The following is an 18,308-nucleotide window of genomic DNA, read 5'->3' as shown; positions in this document are numbered from 1 at the left end:
GAATCAACAGGAGAAGAGTGGCGGACAGGTTGCACGATTCGAGTCCTCCGCGTAAGTCTAGTCAACCAAGGAGGTTGACATGAAGAAATGGGCCCACCAGGACTCGAACCTGGGACCAGCGGATTATGAGTCCGCCGCTCTAACCAACTGAGCTATGGGCCCGCCCAAAAACCCATTCTAGCCCTCAAGCCTGACCTCCAGATGCTCACTCCGGCAAAACCGCCCCAACAGCTCCTCCCGCATCCGCTCCAGCAACCCCAGCACAGCTTCACCCTCCGCGGCCGGAGACTCGCTCAACATCTGGTTGGAGATCGCCGTGGCCAGCCACACCGGCCGATCCTTCCCGCGCATCAGCGCAAGCTGGTAGAAGTGCATGTACAGGGTCCGGATCTCGGGGTCGTCGACGTGGCCCGAGACGTCCATCGCAACCGATCCGAACTCCAGCTCCAGCCGCAGCTTGCCGTCCGGCGCGACGACGAGGCCCCGCTCGGAAAGCGCCGCCGCGATCGACTCGACCTGGGCCTGCACCAGGGCCGACGGCGCGGGCCCCGGCGCACCCTCCATCGGCGCGGCGCCCTGCGTCTCGGTGGTCTTGCCAGCGCTGGTGTTACTGGAACGAAAGGCCGCCAGCTCGTCGCTCTTCATCTTCGTCACGTGGACGATGCGGATGCTCTTCAGCGCCTGCGGGCGACAGCGGCGCTGCGAGATGACGTCGGAGTGGATCTGCAGCGCCGGCGGCGGCGGGTTCTCGAGATCATCGGGGCCGAAGTGCACGCCGTGCGTGATCGTGTGCGTGCAGCCGAGGAGACTCGTCGCGCACAGGACGACGACGACTAGCGAGACCCGGAGAGCGATCGACCGCAGCATGGCTTCATTCTAGACGGTCGACTGACCCTCGAGAATCGGCTCTGTTTGATTCAGCATTACGATGGATCGGGTGGGTCCACGATCTCGAGCTGCGCGACACCCTCCACGACCCCGCCTCCGGGGTCCGCATACCGGACGACGATCTCGGCGCTCCCACGAAACGCGGCGTCGCCCGCGGAGAACATCGCGGAAGACTCCCCGTTGTTGTCGCTGGGCCTCACATCACGGAAGACACCGATTGGCGAACCGAGGTCATCTCGCGCCGAGTACTCCAGGATCAGTCCGGCGGAAGGGCTGCCTTGACCCGGCTCACGCGAGAGACGTGCGGTCACCTTGGTACTCGAATCGAATCCTGCTACAAGCTGGAACGCTCCTGGGTCGACGGCGATCGTCGACGGTGTGGCCACGCTGAAAGCGATCGTCAACTCGGCCGTACCATCACCCAGACTCGCCGCGAGCAGCGCATCGCCGACCGTCGTCGAGCTCCTCAATTGAGCAGCCCCCGCCCCCCCGTCATTCAACTCCACGGTAATGGACTTGCCACTCGCTCCGGGCGCCAGCAGCGTACCGTCCGTGGTGGTGACGGTCACTTTGTCGCTCGCCTGGACGGGACCCTCCACCTGAATCTCGAGATCCACGATCGAGACTCCGTCGGCCGGAATGGTATCCGTCTCGGAGGAGGCCGTTACGACTCGCGTGGGCTGATCGAATACGTCGTCTCCTTCGGTGCACGCGCAAAGGAACACGACAGACGCCAACACAACCAAGAACAGCGCTCTCATGACGTGCCTTCGACGATCTCGAACATTGCAACAGAACTGTCAAGGGGACTGCGGTCGCCGGCGTCGCGAATCACAGCGTGGACCTCGATGATGCCCGCGACCGCCCCCGGTCCGACCTTCTCGATACGAAATCGCTCACGAACACGGTCACCCGCCGTGGTGATCCGAACGGGACCGACCTCCCACGCCCCCGCCGGGACGCCGTCTATGTCGGCGGCGACGCGACAGTAGACCTCCTCCGAGCACACGATCTCGTACTCGATGACAACGTCCATCGGGCCGCCAAAGGCCTTCAGGGTCATGTTCGCGCTGACGTCCGCCGGTAACCGGCCTCGGTTCGGGTAACAACGCAGTGAGTTCACAACCTGTACGTAGGGCATGTTTCAGTTCCCGAATGTGCTGCCGATCTTGCCGAGCAGCCCCTTGATGTTCCAGTCGAAGGACACTGCAAAGAACGCATCGGCCGTGATATCCAGACTCGTGTCGAACGGATCCGTGCGCTCTTTGAACCACAGGGTTCCGATGGATAGGCGCGTATAGTCGTTGATGCGAAGTCCGGCACCGAGGACGACCGAGCTGCTTCCGAAGAGATCGTCGCGAACGACTTTGTCGGAGCTGTTCTTTTCTTCCAGAGAATTGACGGTGATCCCCACCTGAAACGAAAAGCGTCGCAGGAATCCTCCCTTCTCCTTCAGGGGTACTTGTCGGTTCACGGGCCGGCAGTAGAAGTTCGTTCCGACGTAGGGGAGAATCTCCTCGATTTCGTGCGCGTACACGAATCCCAGATCCACGCTGATATGGCTTCTTGCGCGGGTGTAGAGATTGCCCTGTGTCGACCCCTGAATGCCCACGTAGGATCGCGTTTCGGTGGATACCAGCTGGGCCGTCTCACCGATGATCGTCTCGCGTCTCTCGAGCACGCCGCGCAGTTGCCGCATTGCGTGGAACGTCTCCGAGAGCCTCTCGGTTGCCTCCAGAGCCTGTCGACGTAGTGTGAGTTGCTGGTTCGATGCGATCGTCAGTGAAGCCTTGGGTAGGGGAGCGAGCTCGACCTGCCGCAGAAACTGGGCGAACTCGTCCATCACCGCCACGTTGATCCGAAGGTTGGCCAACCTCGCATCCAGGTCGACGGGTTTCCACAGGTCCGGAATCGCAATCGCCGGGTCCACCGCCTGCGCGTCGGGGACGATCCGTTTGTCCCCATCGGCTACCGCGAAGGGATCGGACAGACTCACCATGGTCTGCAGCAGAGCCTCGTTCTTGCTGCCCAGCAGCTTGGTGGCCGCCAGCTTCGTTGCGTCGTCCTGGGACGTCTGGGCAGCGAACAGCTCGCCGGCCAGCGTCGCAAGATCCAGATTCTCAACGAGCGTCTTGACCGAGTGCGCTGCCCGTTTCTGCGAGTTCTTGGAATGCTGCTGACGAACTCTGCGTTGGGGGTGAGTCTCCAGCAAAGCCACGAACCGGGTGTTCCACACTGTGTCGTCACTCGGACTCGGAGCGAAGAGACCCGTGCCCCGGTATACGACCGGGCGAGTCGGCGTCGAGAGCTTGTCTATCGAGCTTCTTATCGCGTTCTGTAGCGCAGAGTAGACCGCGGGCGTCATCGCCGCGATCTCGAGGACCTCTTCGCGCTCTCTGAGCGCCTGGTCCAGTTGCTGCGAGACTCGAGTGCGGAGCTTCCCGAGGGCGGCGTCCGATGGCGCCTGGACTGCCCGGAACTGGAACCAGAAGTCACGGTTCGCGTCGAACGACTGTCCCACGCTCAGAACAAAGTTCTTCTTCCCGGCCAACGGGCCGGCGGACCACCGAGTCGTCTCGTGTGCCTTGACGTATTCGAACTTCGTGTCCTTCTTCCGCGGACACGCGACCGGGTCGATCTCTTTATCGTTGTCGATGTCCTCGTCGAACTTGATCGGATGGCTCGCCAACTCGGCTTCGCTCAGCTCGGATACATCGCAGTAGTACGCAACGACGCTCTTGAGGTCGTCCGCTGCCGCTCCGGTGATCGAGAACGGCGTATCGAACGGAAGCGCTTGGCTGAATCCCCCTTTCGAGAAGTCGACCGCCGCCGTCGGTTTCGACGGGCCGCCGGCTGGTTCCCCCGCGAGGGTGCCGATGACGCCGCAGCAGAGGATCAGCGGCACGATCAACGAGGTCTTCCGGGCCTTCATCTTTGTCCTTCCTCGAATGGTAAGCTGCACCACAGACCTACTCGACCCTCTCCAGGTGTCGGCTGAGCGTTCGCGAAACCTGGCCGTTGTGGCGCATTGCGGTCGCCAGCTTGCGGATCGTCGCCTCATCGAGATCGTCGTCCGGGTCCGCGCCACCGGTCAGTTCCTGTAGCTCGGTGGATTGCAGGTAGAGCTGCAGAGCCTCGGTCTCGAGCATGGCGTCCGAGCCCACGCTCTCGAGCCCCGTCACGACCCGGAACCAGGGGAAGCGGACCCGTGCCTTCGGCGAAGCGTCGACGTCTTCCGTCCACCCGACGTCGAGAGCCTTGCGCGCCCGAAGCAGGCCGGCGCCGAAGTACTTGTCGACGTCCGCCACGTCGCGATCGGCCGCGCCGAACAGCGCGTTGCGCACGGCCTCGACGCGGCGCCAGTCGGCGGGCCTGTCCATGGCGTGCTGCTGGATCCACAGCGCGGCCGCAGCAGCAATTTGCGGCGTGGCCGCCGAGGTTCCGCCCCCGTCGAACTCGATCCGGTCGCGTCCTCCGCGTACGGCCCACGGTACGTTCGGCGTGAACGCCGCGATCGCGCTCGTCATCCGCTTGGGCGGTCCGAAACAACCCTGCATGTTCAGGTGCACGCCGGACCGGAAGTACGGATCGCGCGCGTGTGTGGCGCCACAGGCCGCAATGACGCGATGAAACCGCGCCGGGTAGACCTGGCTCGGCGGGGGCGAGGGTCCGTAGCGATTGCCGGCGGCCGCAACGATGGTCACGCCCGCCTCGTACGCCCGGTTCACGGCCTTGACCCAACGGCGATTGGGCACGCCGCCCATGCTGATCGACACGACGTGACAGCCGATCGACGTGGCGTACTCGATGCCCTTCGCCATCGCATCCGAGCTGAAGTGCACGACGGAGTCGGCGATGCGGATCGGCACGACGTCGGCCCAGGGTGCACCCCCGAGCCAGTCTTCTCCTCCAGGAAGGTCGGCGTGCGACACGCGCGCACCGGCCAGCAGGCCAATGGTCGCCGTGCCGTGGCCCGGAGCGTGCAGGAAACCCTTCTCGACGCGATCGACGGCATCGTTCTCCTGTCCCGAGTCGGTCAGGTTGCGCGCGCGATCGCGGTTGACGAACCTGGGGCAGGTCACGTGCTCGGGGTCGAATCCCGTGTCGAGGATGCCGATACGCACGCGCCCGTCGTCGGGCGGCTCGCCGACGTGTTCGCGCGCGGCACGCAGCCCGCTGTAGCTCTCCTCCAGGTGCCAGCCGAACCGGTACTCTTCGTCCAGTGGCGGCCAGAAGGTATGGAGCCCGCTCGCCGAGCGAGAGGAGACACCCTCCAGAGCGCTGGCGTCGGGGGTCGGAAACACCTGGACGATGTCGGGCTCGACGTACGCGTCGCCCGGCAGACTCTCGAGGCCGAAGGCAGGAGCTTCCTGCAGCAGCGAGTGCGCCCGGTCCCATGGGTGCGCTTCATCCGCAACGACGGCTTCCTTCTCGATTGCGCTGCCGACGCTCTCGAGCGGACCCAGTTCGGCGGACTCCAGCACGTAACGACGTTGGACTACCGTGCTCATGAACACCTCCTCTTCACGCGTCGCATGGCGGCGCACGATCGACATCCCGATGATAACGCGCAGGCGGTGCTGATGAGCGCGGTTCCGCACCACGAAGCCGCGACAATAAGATTCGTTAGTTTGAGTGTTGCAGATACGGAACACTCTCTTTTTGGCGGTTAGCGCGGAACGTTGCTGAGCTAGAATCGACTCAGTTGTCCGTTTCGCGTTGCAGACGCTGGCACGGAGTTCACATGGTTGGTGACACGACCGGACCGGCTTCGCGTCCGAGCACGACGTGCCCGCGCTCGTTCATCCTCCCCAATCTCAGGAGTGGCTCATGGAAGACCTGAAACCGTTGTTCGGCACGCACCGCGACGACCCCCTCGATTCCGGAACCTTGATCGAACTGCTCGAGGCCGGCCTTCGAGGCACGCCCACGGAGGAGTCACCGCTGGAGGGCATGACGGAACGCCCGGCGAGACTCCTCACGGAGGACCTGGAAGATCAGTTCATCGTCTTTCAGTTCAACGACCAGGACTCGGGCAAGAGGATCATCGAGACGTCCAGTGTCGAACCCGCCCTGGACGGCAACGATGACAATCCCGACGTCAACGCCAGGCTTCAGCTGGCCTCGTTCCATCTCGGCACCGGTCACAACCTGAAGGAGGACACGCGGGCCACGCTGAGGCTCGATTTCGGCAAGGACAAGGACTCCAACTCTTCGTTGGACACGGTGTTCTGGTCGATCGCCGCCGGGATGGAGCTATACGAAGCGCACAAGAAGAAGGCTCCGCCGAAAGAGATGGGGTCCGATTTCTCGGAGGCGTTCGCACATCGACCGATCGAGATTCCCGGTGGGTTGAGCCAGATCAGCTTCGAGGTGATCAAGCACCGCGAGCCGCCGTGGTGGAAGAAGGTGTTCAGCTTTTTGACCAGCGGAACCGGAACGGCCCTGACCTCGGCGATCGGGTTCCCGGGGATAACGACCCAGGCCGTTTCGTTCGTGGACGAGCTACTGGGCCGCCTCCACAAGAGCGAACCGGAGGTGCTGTTCAAGAGCCACCCGATGACCCTGGCACTGTCGAAGAGGGCCAAGTCCGACTACACCGGTGGCCTGTCCAGCGTCCGGCTGGGCAGTCTTCGGCAGGGCTTCTGCCTGATCGCGCGCGGGCGCGACTTCAAGACGGTGCACGAGTACGACCCGATCTACTACCCGAGCTACGGCAAGCTCGTCCCGAAGGATGTCACCCCGCAAGATCTCGTCGCGGGCAACTACGAGGACCCCTTCGGCGAAATGACTTACGCGGTCCTGCGCTTGGTGCTGCGGGAGACGAAGTTCGAAATGCTGGGATCGCTACGTTGACCGCTTGCCCAATAGCTTGGGAACCAGGTGAACTGCATGAAACACGAGACGTTCAAGGCGAGACGACTCAAGGAATTCGCCCGCCAAATCGCTCCGTCGAAGGGACTGGCTGAGCTGCTGCCCAAGCCGAGCGCCCTGGAGGGCGCCGAGGATCCACGGCTGGAGGCTGCCCACACGGCGGTCGAGGCGGTGGAGGCAGATGACGAGTTGTCCCAGACGCAGATGGTCGCGTTGGAGGCGATCGTCGTCCCCACGGGCCGACCGGCGATCGACGTGATCGACAACACGTTCTCCAAGCCGCCCGCGCCGTGGAAGCACCTCCACTCCTCCGCGACGAAGAAGAAGATCGACGCGGTGATCCCGTCGGTCGGCCGCATCAATACACCGGGGATGCCGAGCCTGCCGTATGCGGGCACGGGCTTCGTCGTCGGACGGGGCCTGCTGATGACGAACCGTCACGTGGCCAACGTCTTCGGCAACGGCGTGGGCGTCGGCGGCCTGCGCTTCACGACGGGTGGTGACTCGAGCAACATCAACTTCCGGCACGAGCGCGGCTCGACCAACGGCACGCCGTTCGAGATCGAGAAGATCCTGCTGATCCACCCGTTCTGGGACATGGCGCTGCTGCGCGTGACGGGCCTGGACGGAGACCACCCGCCGCTGTCACTCAGCGTGACAGCGCCGGAAAGCCTCGTCGACGACGACGTCGTCGTCATCGGCTATCCGGCCAAGGACTACCGCAACAACGAGGATCTGCAGGACGACATCTTCGACAGCACCTACAACGTCAAGCGCCTGCAGCCGGGAAAGGTGAAGCAGCGACGACGGATCAAGAGCTTCGGCAACGTCGTCGAGGCGATGACGCACGACTGCTCGACGCTGGGCGGGAATTCGGGCTCGGCGATCCAGCACGTATCCAGCGGGGACATCCTGGCTTTGCACTTCGCCGGCATCTACATGGACGCCAACTTCGCGGTCCCCACGGCCGAGCTGGCGAGCGACCCGCGCGTCGTCGACGCGGGCGTCAACTTTACAGGAACGGCCGCCGCGACGAACGAGTGGGACTCGCTGTGGCACAAGGCGGACAGCGAGAAAGCTCGACGCTACAAGCTGGAGGACATCGGCCCGATCGCGGCGACACGACCGGGCGCCGCCCCGGGCGCGACCGTGCGCGCTGAGGGGGACAACACCCTCTCGGTCACCATCCCGGTCACGATCACGGTGTCGATCGGCGACCGGTCGGTGACGGCGGAAACGGTAGCCGGCATCGCGGGCGCGGCCAAGGCGCCCGACTTGGCCGAGGCGCCGCTCGAGACCACGACCTCGATCGATCCGGACCCCGAGTATCGCAAACGGCCCGGGTACAAGCCGGACTTTCTCGGAAACAACTTCGAGATTCCGTTGCCGTGGCTGAGCCAGGAGCAATATGCCGATGCGGTGTTCGACTCGGGCGCCAGCTTTCAGCGTCACGTGATGAAGTACCACCACTTCAGCCTCGTGATGAGCCGCGAACGACGGCAGGCCTACTACACGGCCGCCAACATCGACGGCAGGCGAGAGAAGCACATCGATCGCGACACGTTCAGCGACAAGTGGTTCCTCGATCCGCGTGTCCCGGATGATCTGCAGTACGAGAACGACGCCTACAAGGGAAAGTGGAACCGGCTCGACCGCGGGCATCTCGTGCGGCGCCTCGACCCGGTGTGGGGGAAGAACTTCGCCGAGGCCAAGAAGGCTCACGACGACACCTTCCACTGGACCAACTGCAGCCCACAGCACGACGCGTTCAATCGCAACAGGGGTACGTGGGGCGGCGTCGAGAACTACATCCTGAACAACACCAACAACCACAACTTCAAGGCGACGGTGTTCACGGGTCCGATCTTCCGCGACGACGACCCGATCCTCGTCGTCCCCAGCGGCACCGAAGTGATCATCCCGCTGGAATTCTGGAAGGTCGCGGCGATGGTCAAGACCGACGGCGAGCTGTCCGCAACGGCGTACCGCATCTCGCAAGAGCAGGCGATCAACGGCTTCCTGGACTCGGTCGAGTTCGCGTTCGGGTCGTTCAAGACGTTCCAGGTGCCGATCACGGAGATCGAGGAGTTGACCGGCCTGTCGTTCCATCACCTGAAGAACAACGACCCGTTAGCCTCGACAACGGAAGGCGTCGGGGGCGGCCAGCGTGTCGTGACGAGCGTCGAGGAGATCCTGCTGTAGGAGCTACCAGTTGAGTGCCTGTTTGCCTTGCGGCGCGAGGTTGTCCCGAATCGTCTTGATCGGGATCCCCTCGTTGAAGCTGGGCTTGATCGTTTCCGGGTCGCCGCTGTGGTGCAGCGCGATCAGGTTCCAGTCGAAGTCGAAGCACGGCGATCCGGAGGATCCGGACTTCGTGTTCGTCCTGTGGCGCACGCGAGTCTCCTCCTCGTTGACCTCCGTGATCGAGGGGGAAGAGTGGGCGTAACCGAGCGTGCTTCCCTTCGGGTGCTGAAGGATTCCGACGGCACCGTCGATCTCGAGCTCGGGGACCTCCGCAGACAGGGGGACGAACCCGCGGGCCCCGGTGCCCAGCGCGTCGTCACCCACCCTGTCTGCGAGGCGCAGCAGCGCGTAGTCGAGGTGGGCGGTATCGGGTTCGTACTCCTTGGGCAGGGGCTTCTCGTCGATGGGGTCCGGAGGACTCGATTCGATCAGCCACCCGTCGCCGAGGATCGATGTCCTCCCACTCTCCGGGACCGGCTCGTCGACCTGGAGCCTGTAGTCGAAGCGGCAGACGACCTTGGCAGGCTTGACGGTGCCGGTTTCGACGACGGCGACGACGTGCTGGCAGGTCATGATGATGTCCGAAGCGACGAGGAAGCCCGTACCGCGGGGTTCTCCGTCGATCTCGATGCGGCAGACCCTCCGCTCGTGCGCCTCCATCGTGTTGCGCCACTTGCGCGACGGTTGGATGTCGTACGGCGAGACCATCTTCTGCAGCTCTTGATGGCTGACGTCCTTCTGGGGCGACGCGTCGAAGCGCGCGAGGAAGGCACGCACCTTCGGGTTGTTCCGTCTTGCCGACGGGAGCGCATTGATGAGCGCCTGAAGCTTCCCCTCGCGGTCGGCCCAGTTGACGAGCTCGAAGGCGATCTGCTCGCGGTTGCCGACGGCGATGTTCTCGAGCGTCTCGTCGAGCTCGAAACGGACAAAGCGCTTGAGCTCGGAGATCGAGAATGCATGGACCAGGGCACCTTGAAGTTGCTTGAATTGCGAACCGCTCAACTCTGACATGGGCAACCTCGCAGGAAGAAGTCAGGCTTGATCCGGGAAGTTCTTGAATATTACAATACGGTTCAATCGAGTCCAAGCGGCCTCATACGTGTTGCTCTACCGAACCACGGCCTTTCCACAGCGTTGCCGGAGCCGAGGTTAGTTCGATGAACACCGCTGAGTACAGGATGTTCCAGAAGGCGCTCGTCGAGGAGTTCTCGCTCGTCGAGTTCGATCGCTTTCTGAAAAGCCGACTCAACCTGAGCCGCGAGAATCTCGCCATCGGCGACGACAAGCAGGACATCGTGTTCAAGGTCGCCGAGAAGGCGATCCGTGATGGCTGGGAGACGAAATTCCTCTTTCACGCCCAGCAAATCCGGCCGAAGAACGTCGTCTTCAAGACGCTGCTGAATCGATCGGGCTCGCCCGAGGAGGCGAAGCGGTGGCCCGACTGGTACGCGCCTCCGCCGACCTTCTTCGGAAGCTGCTTCATCGGTGACGGCGATCTGTTCATCGATCGTGACGAGATCCGGCAGCGGATCGAGACCATCCTCAGCGCGGACGAGGACGGCGAGCGAATCACGCTGATCGACGGCCCCCCCAGCACCGGCAAGACCTACGTGGTTGAGTACATCGAGTTCGTCCGGGACCACCGCGGCGGGTTCAAGCTCGGGCTCGTCGATTTCGAGAGCTGGATCCCGAACCAGGTCACCCCCGAGGGCGTCATGAACGAGCTGGTCACGCAGGCCGAATCGGAAACGGGATCCTTCGACGAGTTCGCCCAGGACGCGCGCCAGGGCATCAAGATCTCGGAGCTCTTCCTCGACTACCTGCACGAGGACGAGAAATCGTGGATCGTCATCTTCGACCACCTGACCAAGACCAACGTGGCACAGGGCACCAAGGACTTCGTCAGAGAGCTGATCTTGCAGAATCAGGAGAGGGAGAGCACGAACGTCCACATCGTCGTTCTAGGCGCGCCGGACTATCTCAATCCCACCGATCCGATCCAGCTGCCCAAGGGGGTGCAGGTCACCGAGCTCGAGGAGTACTTCACCGCCCTGTACACGGGACACGGCGGCGAGCTGACGGCGGACGGGCTTCAGTTCCTCGTGAACCGGACGAAGAACGAGCTCGGCGGATCGTTGGATCGATCGATCGCCGACGTCGCGAAGGCGGTGTGGTCCGCCTGCGAAGTGGTGTTCTCATGATGAAACAGAAATGGGACAGACAATCGCTGGAGCAGCTCTTCAGCGAGCAGAGTGCCCGAACGAAAGAGGCGAAGACCGGCTCGGAAGACGACCGGGCGTTGCGGGCCTACGTCGAGAGCGCCGCGCTGCAAGTCTACTTCGACGCCGGCTCGCTGACTCCCGTCGGCGGAGCGGAGCCCGACCCGGAGGCCCTCGAGCGCACGCTGGCGGGCAGCCTCATCGTCTACGACGAGCAGGACCAGCCGCGCTGGACCCTCCGCGCGCAAGACCGTCGCAAGGCGTTACGTCGCCTGATCGCGGAGGACTCGGTTCGAGCAACTCTCGAGAGCATTTCGCGCCCGACGGACTCCGAGCTACAACGAACCTATGAGAGCTACCTGCTCGGCGAGGCACTCCCTCTGGAGCAGCAGGATCCGGAGAACCTGGGCCACGTCCTGCAGGTCGTCAAGTGGCTTACAGATCTGGATTTGTCCGATGTGCCCGAGATCGCAGCCATCGAGCGACGGATCAAGCTGGAAGAGTTGCTGGCGCAGTTCCATCACCTGGCCGATGACTTCGTCGGCAGAGCCGACGAACTCACCTCGCTGCGGGACTATGTCGGTGTTCTGCCTCCATCGTCGATTCTCGAAGGGGGGCGTCGGCTTCTGCAGGGGCTCGGGATGTTCGTCCGGCGCTCGCCCTTGCTCATCCATGGCCCCGGCGGCGTCGGCAAGTCGACCCTCATCGCCAGGTTCATTCTCGATCACATGGAACTGCCCGAGGAGCTGCGCTTCCCGTTCGCCTACTTGAACTTCGACCGCCCGCACCTCAGGGGGTGGCGGCCCTTCACGACGCTGCGTGAGGTGGTGGATCAATTCCTGGTGCAGTATCCGCGGGCGCGACCCGAGTGTGAGTCACTTCTCTTGGAGCTTACCCGCCACGCGAGACTGGAAGAGCGCGGAGGAGAGAGCAATCCCTTCGGCACCGATGTCAACCTGTACGTTTCCGACTTCGCCGACGTCGTCACGAAACACCTCGACATGGGGGATCACCCCTACCTGCTCGTTCTGGATACGTTCGAAGAGATCCAGCATCGCGTTCCAGAGTACATCGAGGAGTTGATCGGCATGATGATAGCGTTCAGCGAACGGATTCCGACCGTTCGCGTCGTGATCGCCGGTCGCGGACGTACGGCGAATCTCCCCGTCGAGGAGATGCCGCTGCACGACCTTCCGGTCGAGGTTGCCCAGCGTTTCGTCGGCTCGGTGCTCGAGAAAGTGGACGTGGTCGATCAGTCCCTGGTCGAGCAGATCGTCATGCGAGTCGGATCCAACCCGCTGAGCCTGAAGCTGGCCGCGCATCTCGTGCAATCGGAGAGCATCGAATCGCTGAGCTCCGTGGCCACGAAGAAGCTGTTCTTCCTCAAGCTCGACGACGGCCAGTTACAGGGTCGAATCTACCACCGCCTCATCGATCACATCCACGACAAGCGCGTCCGCAAGCTGGCCCACCCCGGTCTGCTGACACGGTTCATTACGGCTGTCCTGATCAAGGAAGTTCTCGCGGGGCCCTGCAAGGTCAAGGTGAAGGATCTCGACGATGCGCGGATACTGTTTCGTGAACTGCAACGTGAGACCTCGCTGGTCGGAGCCGCTCCTCACGACGACGAGGCCTTGATCGTTCATCCCGAGCTTCGCTCCGTGATAGCGCAACACATGAGAAGGGACAAACCGAAACAAGCCGCGCAGATCGACAGGGCCGCCGTCGCGCACTTCAAGCAAGGAACGACGCGTGTGGACCGACTCGAGGAGCTGTTCCATCGCCTGTGCCTTGGCCATGCAACGTCGACGATGGATCGACACTGGATCGACGGAGCGGAGGACGACCTCAAGAAGAACTGGGCGGAATACGCCCCAAAGGGGAAGGCCTATCTTGCGACGAAGCTCGACCCGACGGAGATCAGCTCGCTTCCCGGCTATACCCCGGAAGACCAGAAGATCTGGACCTCCGCGGACATCGTGGCATGGGAGCGACTCGCCCTGCGTAAGGCCGAGTCGTTCGCGGAATTCGGGAAGTGGAAACACCTGATCAGGCTGTTGAACGAGCGCTCCGACGCAACGCATCCCAAGCTCCGCTACTACAGAGCACGGGCGCTCTACGAGCTGGAGGACTACCGCGAGGCGAGAATGGTTCTGGCCTCGCTGGAACACCACGGATTCGACAACGAGACCGATGTGTTCGAGCTCGCGGAGCTCTCTGCGCGGATTGCCGAGAGGATGAACCGCCGGGACGAGGCCGTTCGAGAGTTCCAGGTGCTATACGGCACACTGAAGAGTGTAGGGTCCCATCGTGAGCAGCTTCGTATCGGTCTTGAGTTGCTCCGGTTGCACCGACTGACAGGAACGGACGAGTCGACGAACAAGGCGTTGCGGCGCGAGGTCGTCGAGCTGCTGCAGGACCCCAGGAACCGCAAGGTTTGGGCGAAGGACCCGGGGCTGCTGGTGGTCGCCGGAGCCGAGGTCGGTGAGTACGATCCCGGCGGCATGAAAGACGTGATTCGCTACGCGGCGCAAAACAGGGTTCCCGTCGAGCGCGAACTGATGGCCGAAGTGATGAACGGCTGGAATCACGACGAGTCGATGAAGGGAACGGGCCGGCTCGCCGAGAGCGCCGGCCTTTCGGCCGACGCGGGCGTCAAGGACTGGCTGAGGCTGCTGAACAACAAGAACTCGGCGATCCCTCGTCGAGTCGTGACCAGTCTCGTCCAGCGCTACGAGATGCCGAAGACCGTGGCGCTTGCGTTCAGCGACATGTTCGCGAAACTGGTGCGCTAGCCCGAGGCCATCGCCCGGGCCCGATGTTCCTGTGGACTCACCCGCGCTTCAGCGCAAGCTGGGAGAAGTGCACGTACGGGTGTATAGAGGAGGCTGCCCGGCGTGGGCCGGGTCTGTCATGGTTTCCAGCTTGCGCAATCGCGAATCTCGGCGTATCCATGACGGCAGTTCCCGCGCTAGTAATAAGGATGCCCACATGCGACGCCTCCTCCTCCTCATCGCCGCCGCCCTCCTGACGAGTGCGCTACCTTCGACCGCCGAAGAAGGACGCATCCCGATCTTCGACTCGGGCTCGCTCGACGGATCGGCCGGGCCGATCAGCGGGCGCTACGTCGTCACGCGGGACATCGTCGACACGACCGAAGGCAACGTGATCTTCATCGACGGGACCGGCTCCGAGAACGTCGACATCGACCTCAACGGCTTCTCGCTGACCGGGACGTTCAGCCCGGCCGCGGGCGACTACCCGGTGATCATCGGCCAGAATCTGGGCTCGCTCGTCGTACGCGACGGCTCCCTGATCGGCGATTCGACCCGCTCGGGCTTCGCCTGCATCAACTGCAAGGTGGTGAAGGTCGAGGACATCTCGGTCAAGGACGTCAACTACGGTGTGGCGCTGATCGAACCCGTCAGCTTCGGCGTGCGGCGCTGCGTGACCGACAACACGAACCTCTCGGGCATCTACGTCTCCGGCAACGCGGCCACGACCACCAGCGGAACGATCGAGGACAACCTGGTCGAGAACGCGTTCGAGACCGGCATCCTGGTCCAGACCGAGATCAACGGCGTGACGGTCCGGCGCAATCGCGTGCGCAACGCCGGACTGGCCGACGGAGCGGAGACGGACGGCATCCGTGTCGCCACGACCGGACCGGCGGAGATCACGCGCAACACCGTCACCGAGGTGCTCGGTTGGGGTATCGATGCCCAGGTTGAAAGCTGCTCGATCACGGGCAACATCATCGAAGAGGCCGGGTACGACGGGATCCTCGTGGCTCCGCTGTTCGCAGTTGGCGCGGCCACGAACTGCCGTATCTCGGGCAACGTCATGGTCAGCAACGACTTCTACGGATTGCGCATCGACGGCGACGGCAACCAGATCGACAACAACGTGATGAACAACAACGCGGTCTACGGCATCTTCTTCAACAGCGGCGCCGACAACAACAGCTACCAGGGCAACATCGTCGTGGACAACGGGACGCAGTGCATCCTCGACCTCGGGACGGGCAACACGGCGCTGGCAGCCAACGTGCTGGCCGGATCGCCCGCGGGATGCCCGTGATGTTCCGACCGTTCGCAGCAGTCATGTTGCTGGCTCTGTCGTGCCTCGCGGCATGGGGCGCGGAGGGGCGGCGGCCGATCTTCGAGGCCGAGCAGACGATCGCCGTATCGGGCAGCTACTACCTGACGCGGAATCTCGAGACCGCCCTCGACGTGTCGGTCCTCGCCTTCGTCGGCACCGGCCAGGAGGTGGTCGACCTCGATCTCAACGGCTTCACGGTCAGCAGCAGCGGGGCGGGCTCGATGCCGACCATCGCGGTCAGCAACCTGAAGAGCTTCCAGATCCGCGACGGCGGCATCGCCGGGACCGGCACGCAGGACGGAGTGGACGTCACGGACGTCGGGCTGGTCGTCATCGAGGACATCCGGTTCGAGAATCCGGACTTCGGCGTCGAGCTGAACCAGGTGACCCAGTTCCAGATCCGGCGCAACGTGATCGAAAGCCCGGTTCGTTTCGGCATCGTTGCATCCGGAACTCCGGCGGCGACGTCGGTCGGCACCATCGAGGACAACCTCATCCGCGACATCGGTCCGCCCCCGTCACCCCAGGTCGTGGGCGGCGTGTTCGTGACCAACGACATCAAGGGCGTCACCGTTCACGGCAACCGCATCGTCGACTCGACGGGCCGGGGCATCCAGGTTCAAACCGTCGGGCCGGCCGAGGTTACGAAGAACCTCGTCGAGAACGTCGAGCTCGGCATCGTGCTGGTGGCCAACGGATGTAGCGTCACGGACAACGTCGTCGAGGGTGCCACCCAGGAGGGGCTGTCGATCCAGTCGGTCTACCGCGTCCAGGCCAGCTGCACGATCGCGCGCAACGTCTCCAGCGGCAACGGCAGCGACGGCCTGCGGCTGTGGGACGCCGGATCGAGAGTGGACGGCAACGTCTTCAACAACAACGGGGGCTACGGGATCTGGTTCATCGGTGACCACAACGGCTACAAGAACAACACGATCGTCGGCAACGCTCTCGCCTGCATCCTGGACAGCGGAACGGGCAACGTCGCGCTGGGCCCCAACCTGCTGTCCGGGACGGGGTGTCCCTGATGCGGATGACGCGGATGATGCGCACCGGCGCGACGCTCTGCTGCCTGACGCCCCGGCTGCTGCTGGCCTGCTTGTTGCTGGTCTTCGTGACGCCGATGCACGCGGTCGAGGGACGCGTCCCGATCTTCGAGCCGGTCACGTTGACCAACCCCACGGGCCAGTACATCCTCACGCGGAACATCAGCGCGACGACTCCGGGCAGCGTCCTCACCCTGACCGGCAGCGGGCAAGAGTCGGTCGACCTGGACCTGAACGGCTTCACGGTCACGGGATCCGGTGGGGGCGCCGTGATCTACGCCAGCGGACTGAAGAGCCTCACCATCCGCAACGGAACGATCAACGGCAGCACGGCCAGCGACGCCGTCACGACGTTCGTGGACCTGCTCATCATCGAGGACACGACCGTCGAGGCCGTAGCGCAGGGCATCGTGGCCAATGACGTGGTCCAGTTCGTGGCCCGCCGCAATACGATCCGCGATGTCGCCTTCACGGCCATCGCGTTCCAGGGCACGCCGGGTGAGACCGCGGTGGGTACCGTCGAGGACAACGTCATCGAGGACACCGGCTACATCGCCATCTTCGCCAGCAACGACATCACCGCGGTGACGATCAGCGGCAACAAGCTGCGCAACACCGGAGCCTCGACCTTCGGCTCGATCCAGACGCAGGCGTCGGGGCCGGTCGAGATCGTGGGCAACACCGTCGAGGATGCGGTGGGAGTGGGCATCTCCGTGTTCGCCGAGGGCTGCATCATAGAGAACAACGTCGTCGAGGGCTCAGCCGAGCAGGGGATCGCCGTCACCAGCTTCACGGATCGCGCGAGCTGCATCGTTCGCAGCAATGTCGTGTCGGCCAGCGGGGACGAGGGGTTGTTCTTGTGGGCCGACGCCGTTCTCGTCCAGGAGAACGTCCTGAACGCCAACGGAGACTACGGCCTGGCGTTCTTCGGCGCGGACAACTGCGGCTATCTGAACAACACCATCGTGGGCAACGTGGCCGGTTGTATCAACGACCTGGGCGTGGGCAACATCGCCCTCGGCCCCAACCACTGCTTCTAGTTCCGGGTCCGCTCGGTTACGTCACTCCGCAACCAGGGCCGGATCGGCCGCCATATCCGGAGGCAACGTTTGTACTCTAACGAGTCCTTTGTCCTTCAGTGGAGGGCGCAGAGATCTCGCCCGCCCACAGGCGGCGGCTGAACTCCCCGACCGGGAGAATGTCGATTCCCGCCTCCGTGCGGCGAGGTTGGCGCTCGAGACACACCAGCATCCTCTTCTGGATTCCGGGATAGTCGGCTGCCATCTCACGCAGACCCTTCAAATGGTGGCTCACTACCCGTGTCGTGGCCTTGACCTCGATCGCAACTGCGGCCTCCCCGATGACGAAGTCCACCTCGGTCCCTCCGCTGAGCTTCCAGTAGGCGAGGTCGAACCACTCCTCCGAATAGGCACGATACGCGGACAACTCGTGAAAGACCCAGCTCTCGAGCGCCTTTCCGTACAGTTCTCCGCCCTGTTCGAGGCGGCCACGGCGGGCCAGTTCGTTGACCACTCCGACGTCGGCGAAGTAGAACTTCGGAGCGTGCGTCACGCGACGCTTGGCGCGGCGGACGTGTGCGGGCAGGAAGCGCCCCAACAACGTGTCCTGCAAGATCTCGTAGTAGGACCTGACGGTGGGTGCGGAAACGCCACACTCTCGCGCGATGTTGGAGTAGTTGAGGACTTCTGTGTCGCCCACTGCAGCGATACGCAGGAAGTCCGAGAAGTCGGGGAGGCTGCGTACCAGTCCCTCCGCTGCGATCTCCTCCTTCAGGTAGTCGTTGACGTAGGATCGAACGAGCGGCCGGTGTTCGTCCGCCAGGTAGTGCCGCGGTAGCCAACCTTGATTGATCGCGCGGTCGATCTCGAACCGATCGCCCAGCTCGGCCGAAACCAGGCCGGCCAGCTCGTATCTCACG

The 18,308-nt window shown here is 63.6% G+C and carries 14 protein-coding genes and 1 tRNA gene; 7 read left to right on the top strand and 8 right to left on the bottom strand.

The genetic code is table 11. The annotated features are described in order from the left end of the window. Positions 1–88: 88 nt before the first annotated feature. The 6 genes from GY725_06105 to GY725_06080 form a co-directional block, all read right to left on the bottom strand. Positions 89–162: transfer RNA gene (locus tag GY725_06105), tRNA-Ile, on the bottom strand. A gap of 15 nt (positions 163–177) precedes the next feature. Further along, positions 178–867, bottom strand: a complete 690-nt coding sequence (locus GY725_06100; GenBank protein ID MCP4003751.1) for a hypothetical protein — start codon at positions 865–867, stop codon at positions 178–180. A 56-nt stretch (positions 868–923) separates the two neighbouring features. After that, positions 924–1,649, bottom strand: a complete 726-nt coding sequence (locus GY725_06095; GenBank protein MCP4003750.1) for a hypothetical protein — start codon at positions 1,647–1,649, stop codon at positions 924–926. Beyond that, positions 1,646–1,951 (bottom strand): hypothetical protein, encoded by a 306-nt coding sequence (locus GY725_06090; GenBank protein MCP4003749.1) that lies wholly within the window; start codon positions 1,949–1,951, stop codon positions 1,646–1,648. The genes GY725_06095 and GY725_06090 overlap by 4 nt, the downstream gene beginning before the upstream one ends. Before the next feature lie 81 nt (positions 1,952–2,032). After that, positions 2,033–3,820 (bottom strand): hypothetical protein, encoded by a 1,788-nt coding sequence (locus tag GY725_06085; GenBank protein MCP4003748.1) that lies wholly within the window; start codon positions 3,818–3,820, stop codon positions 2,033–2,035. A gap of 37 nt (positions 3,821–3,857) precedes the next feature. Then, the gene (locus tag GY725_06080) at positions 3,858–5,399 is read right to left on the bottom strand and encodes a S8/S53 family peptidase (protein MCP4003747.1); all 1,542 of its coding nucleotides are present in this window, start codon (positions 5,397–5,399) and stop codon (positions 3,858–3,860) included. Positions 5,400–5,718: 319 nt separating this feature from the next. On the opposite strand from GY725_06080, the gene GY725_06075 reads away from it, so the two are divergent. Further along, entirely contained in the window at positions 5,719–6,744 is a 1,026-nt protein-coding gene (locus GY725_06075; GenBank protein MCP4003746.1) for a hypothetical protein, read from the top strand. 36 nt (positions 6,745–6,780) lie between these two features. Further along, positions 6,781–8,964, top strand: coding sequence for a hypothetical protein (locus tag GY725_06070; protein MCP4003745.1), 2,184 nt, complete (start codon positions 6,781–6,783; stop codon positions 8,962–8,964). Between the two features lie 3 nt (positions 8,965–8,967). On the opposite strand, the gene GY725_06065 is transcribed toward GY725_06070, so the two are convergent. Next, positions 8,968–10,017: a trypsin-like peptidase domain-containing protein gene (locus GY725_06065; GenBank protein ID MCP4003744.1), complete on the bottom strand. Its 1,050-nt coding sequence runs from the start codon at positions 10,015–10,017 to the stop codon at positions 8,968–8,970. A gap of 146 nt (positions 10,018–10,163) precedes the next feature. On the opposite strand from GY725_06065, the gene GY725_06060 reads away from it, so the two are divergent. From GY725_06060 to GY725_06040, 5 genes are all read left to right on the top strand, one after another. Beyond that, complete coding sequence (locus GY725_06060; GenBank protein ID MCP4003743.1) at positions 10,164–11,207, top strand: ATP-binding protein; 1,044 nt, start codon at positions 10,164–10,166, stop codon at positions 11,205–11,207. Continuing rightward, the gene (locus GY725_06055; GenBank protein MCP4003742.1) at positions 11,204–14,020 is read left to right on the top strand and encodes a hypothetical protein; all 2,817 of its coding nucleotides are present in this window, start codon (positions 11,204–11,206) and stop codon (positions 14,018–14,020) included. The genes GY725_06060 and GY725_06055 overlap by 4 nt, the downstream gene beginning before the upstream one ends. Before the next feature lie 196 nt (positions 14,021–14,216). Then, positions 14,217–15,305 carry a right-handed parallel beta-helix repeat-containing protein gene (locus tag GY725_06050; GenBank protein ID MCP4003741.1) on the top strand — a complete coding sequence of 363 codons (1,089 nt, stop codon included), beginning with the start codon at positions 14,217–14,219 and terminating at the stop codon, positions 15,303–15,305. Beyond that, the gene (locus GY725_06045; GenBank protein MCP4003740.1) at positions 15,305–16,351 is read left to right on the top strand and encodes a right-handed parallel beta-helix repeat-containing protein; all 1,047 of its coding nucleotides are present in this window, start codon (positions 15,305–15,307) and stop codon (positions 16,349–16,351) included. The genes GY725_06050 and GY725_06045 overlap by 1 nt, the downstream gene beginning before the upstream one ends. Positions 16,352–16,365: 14 nt before the next feature. Beyond that, on the top strand, positions 16,366–17,409 hold the full coding sequence (locus GY725_06040; protein ID MCP4003739.1) for a right-handed parallel beta-helix repeat-containing protein: 1,044 nt from the start codon (positions 16,366–16,368) through the stop codon (positions 17,407–17,409). Positions 17,410–17,485: 76 nt separating this feature from the next. Here GY725_06040 and GY725_06035 read toward each other — a convergent pair. Further along, positions 17,486–18,308: DUF4143 domain-containing protein (locus tag GY725_06035; GenBank protein MCP4003738.1), on the bottom strand; the 823-nt coding region annotated here is incomplete at its 5' end.

Source organism: bacterium (genome assembly GCA_024226335.1).
Classification (GTDB): Bacteria; Myxococcota_A; UBA9160; order SZUA-336; family SZUA-336; genus JAAELY01.
The sequence above is the reverse complement of the archived record's forward strand: the minus strand, read 5'-3'. Positions and strand labels throughout refer to the sequence as shown.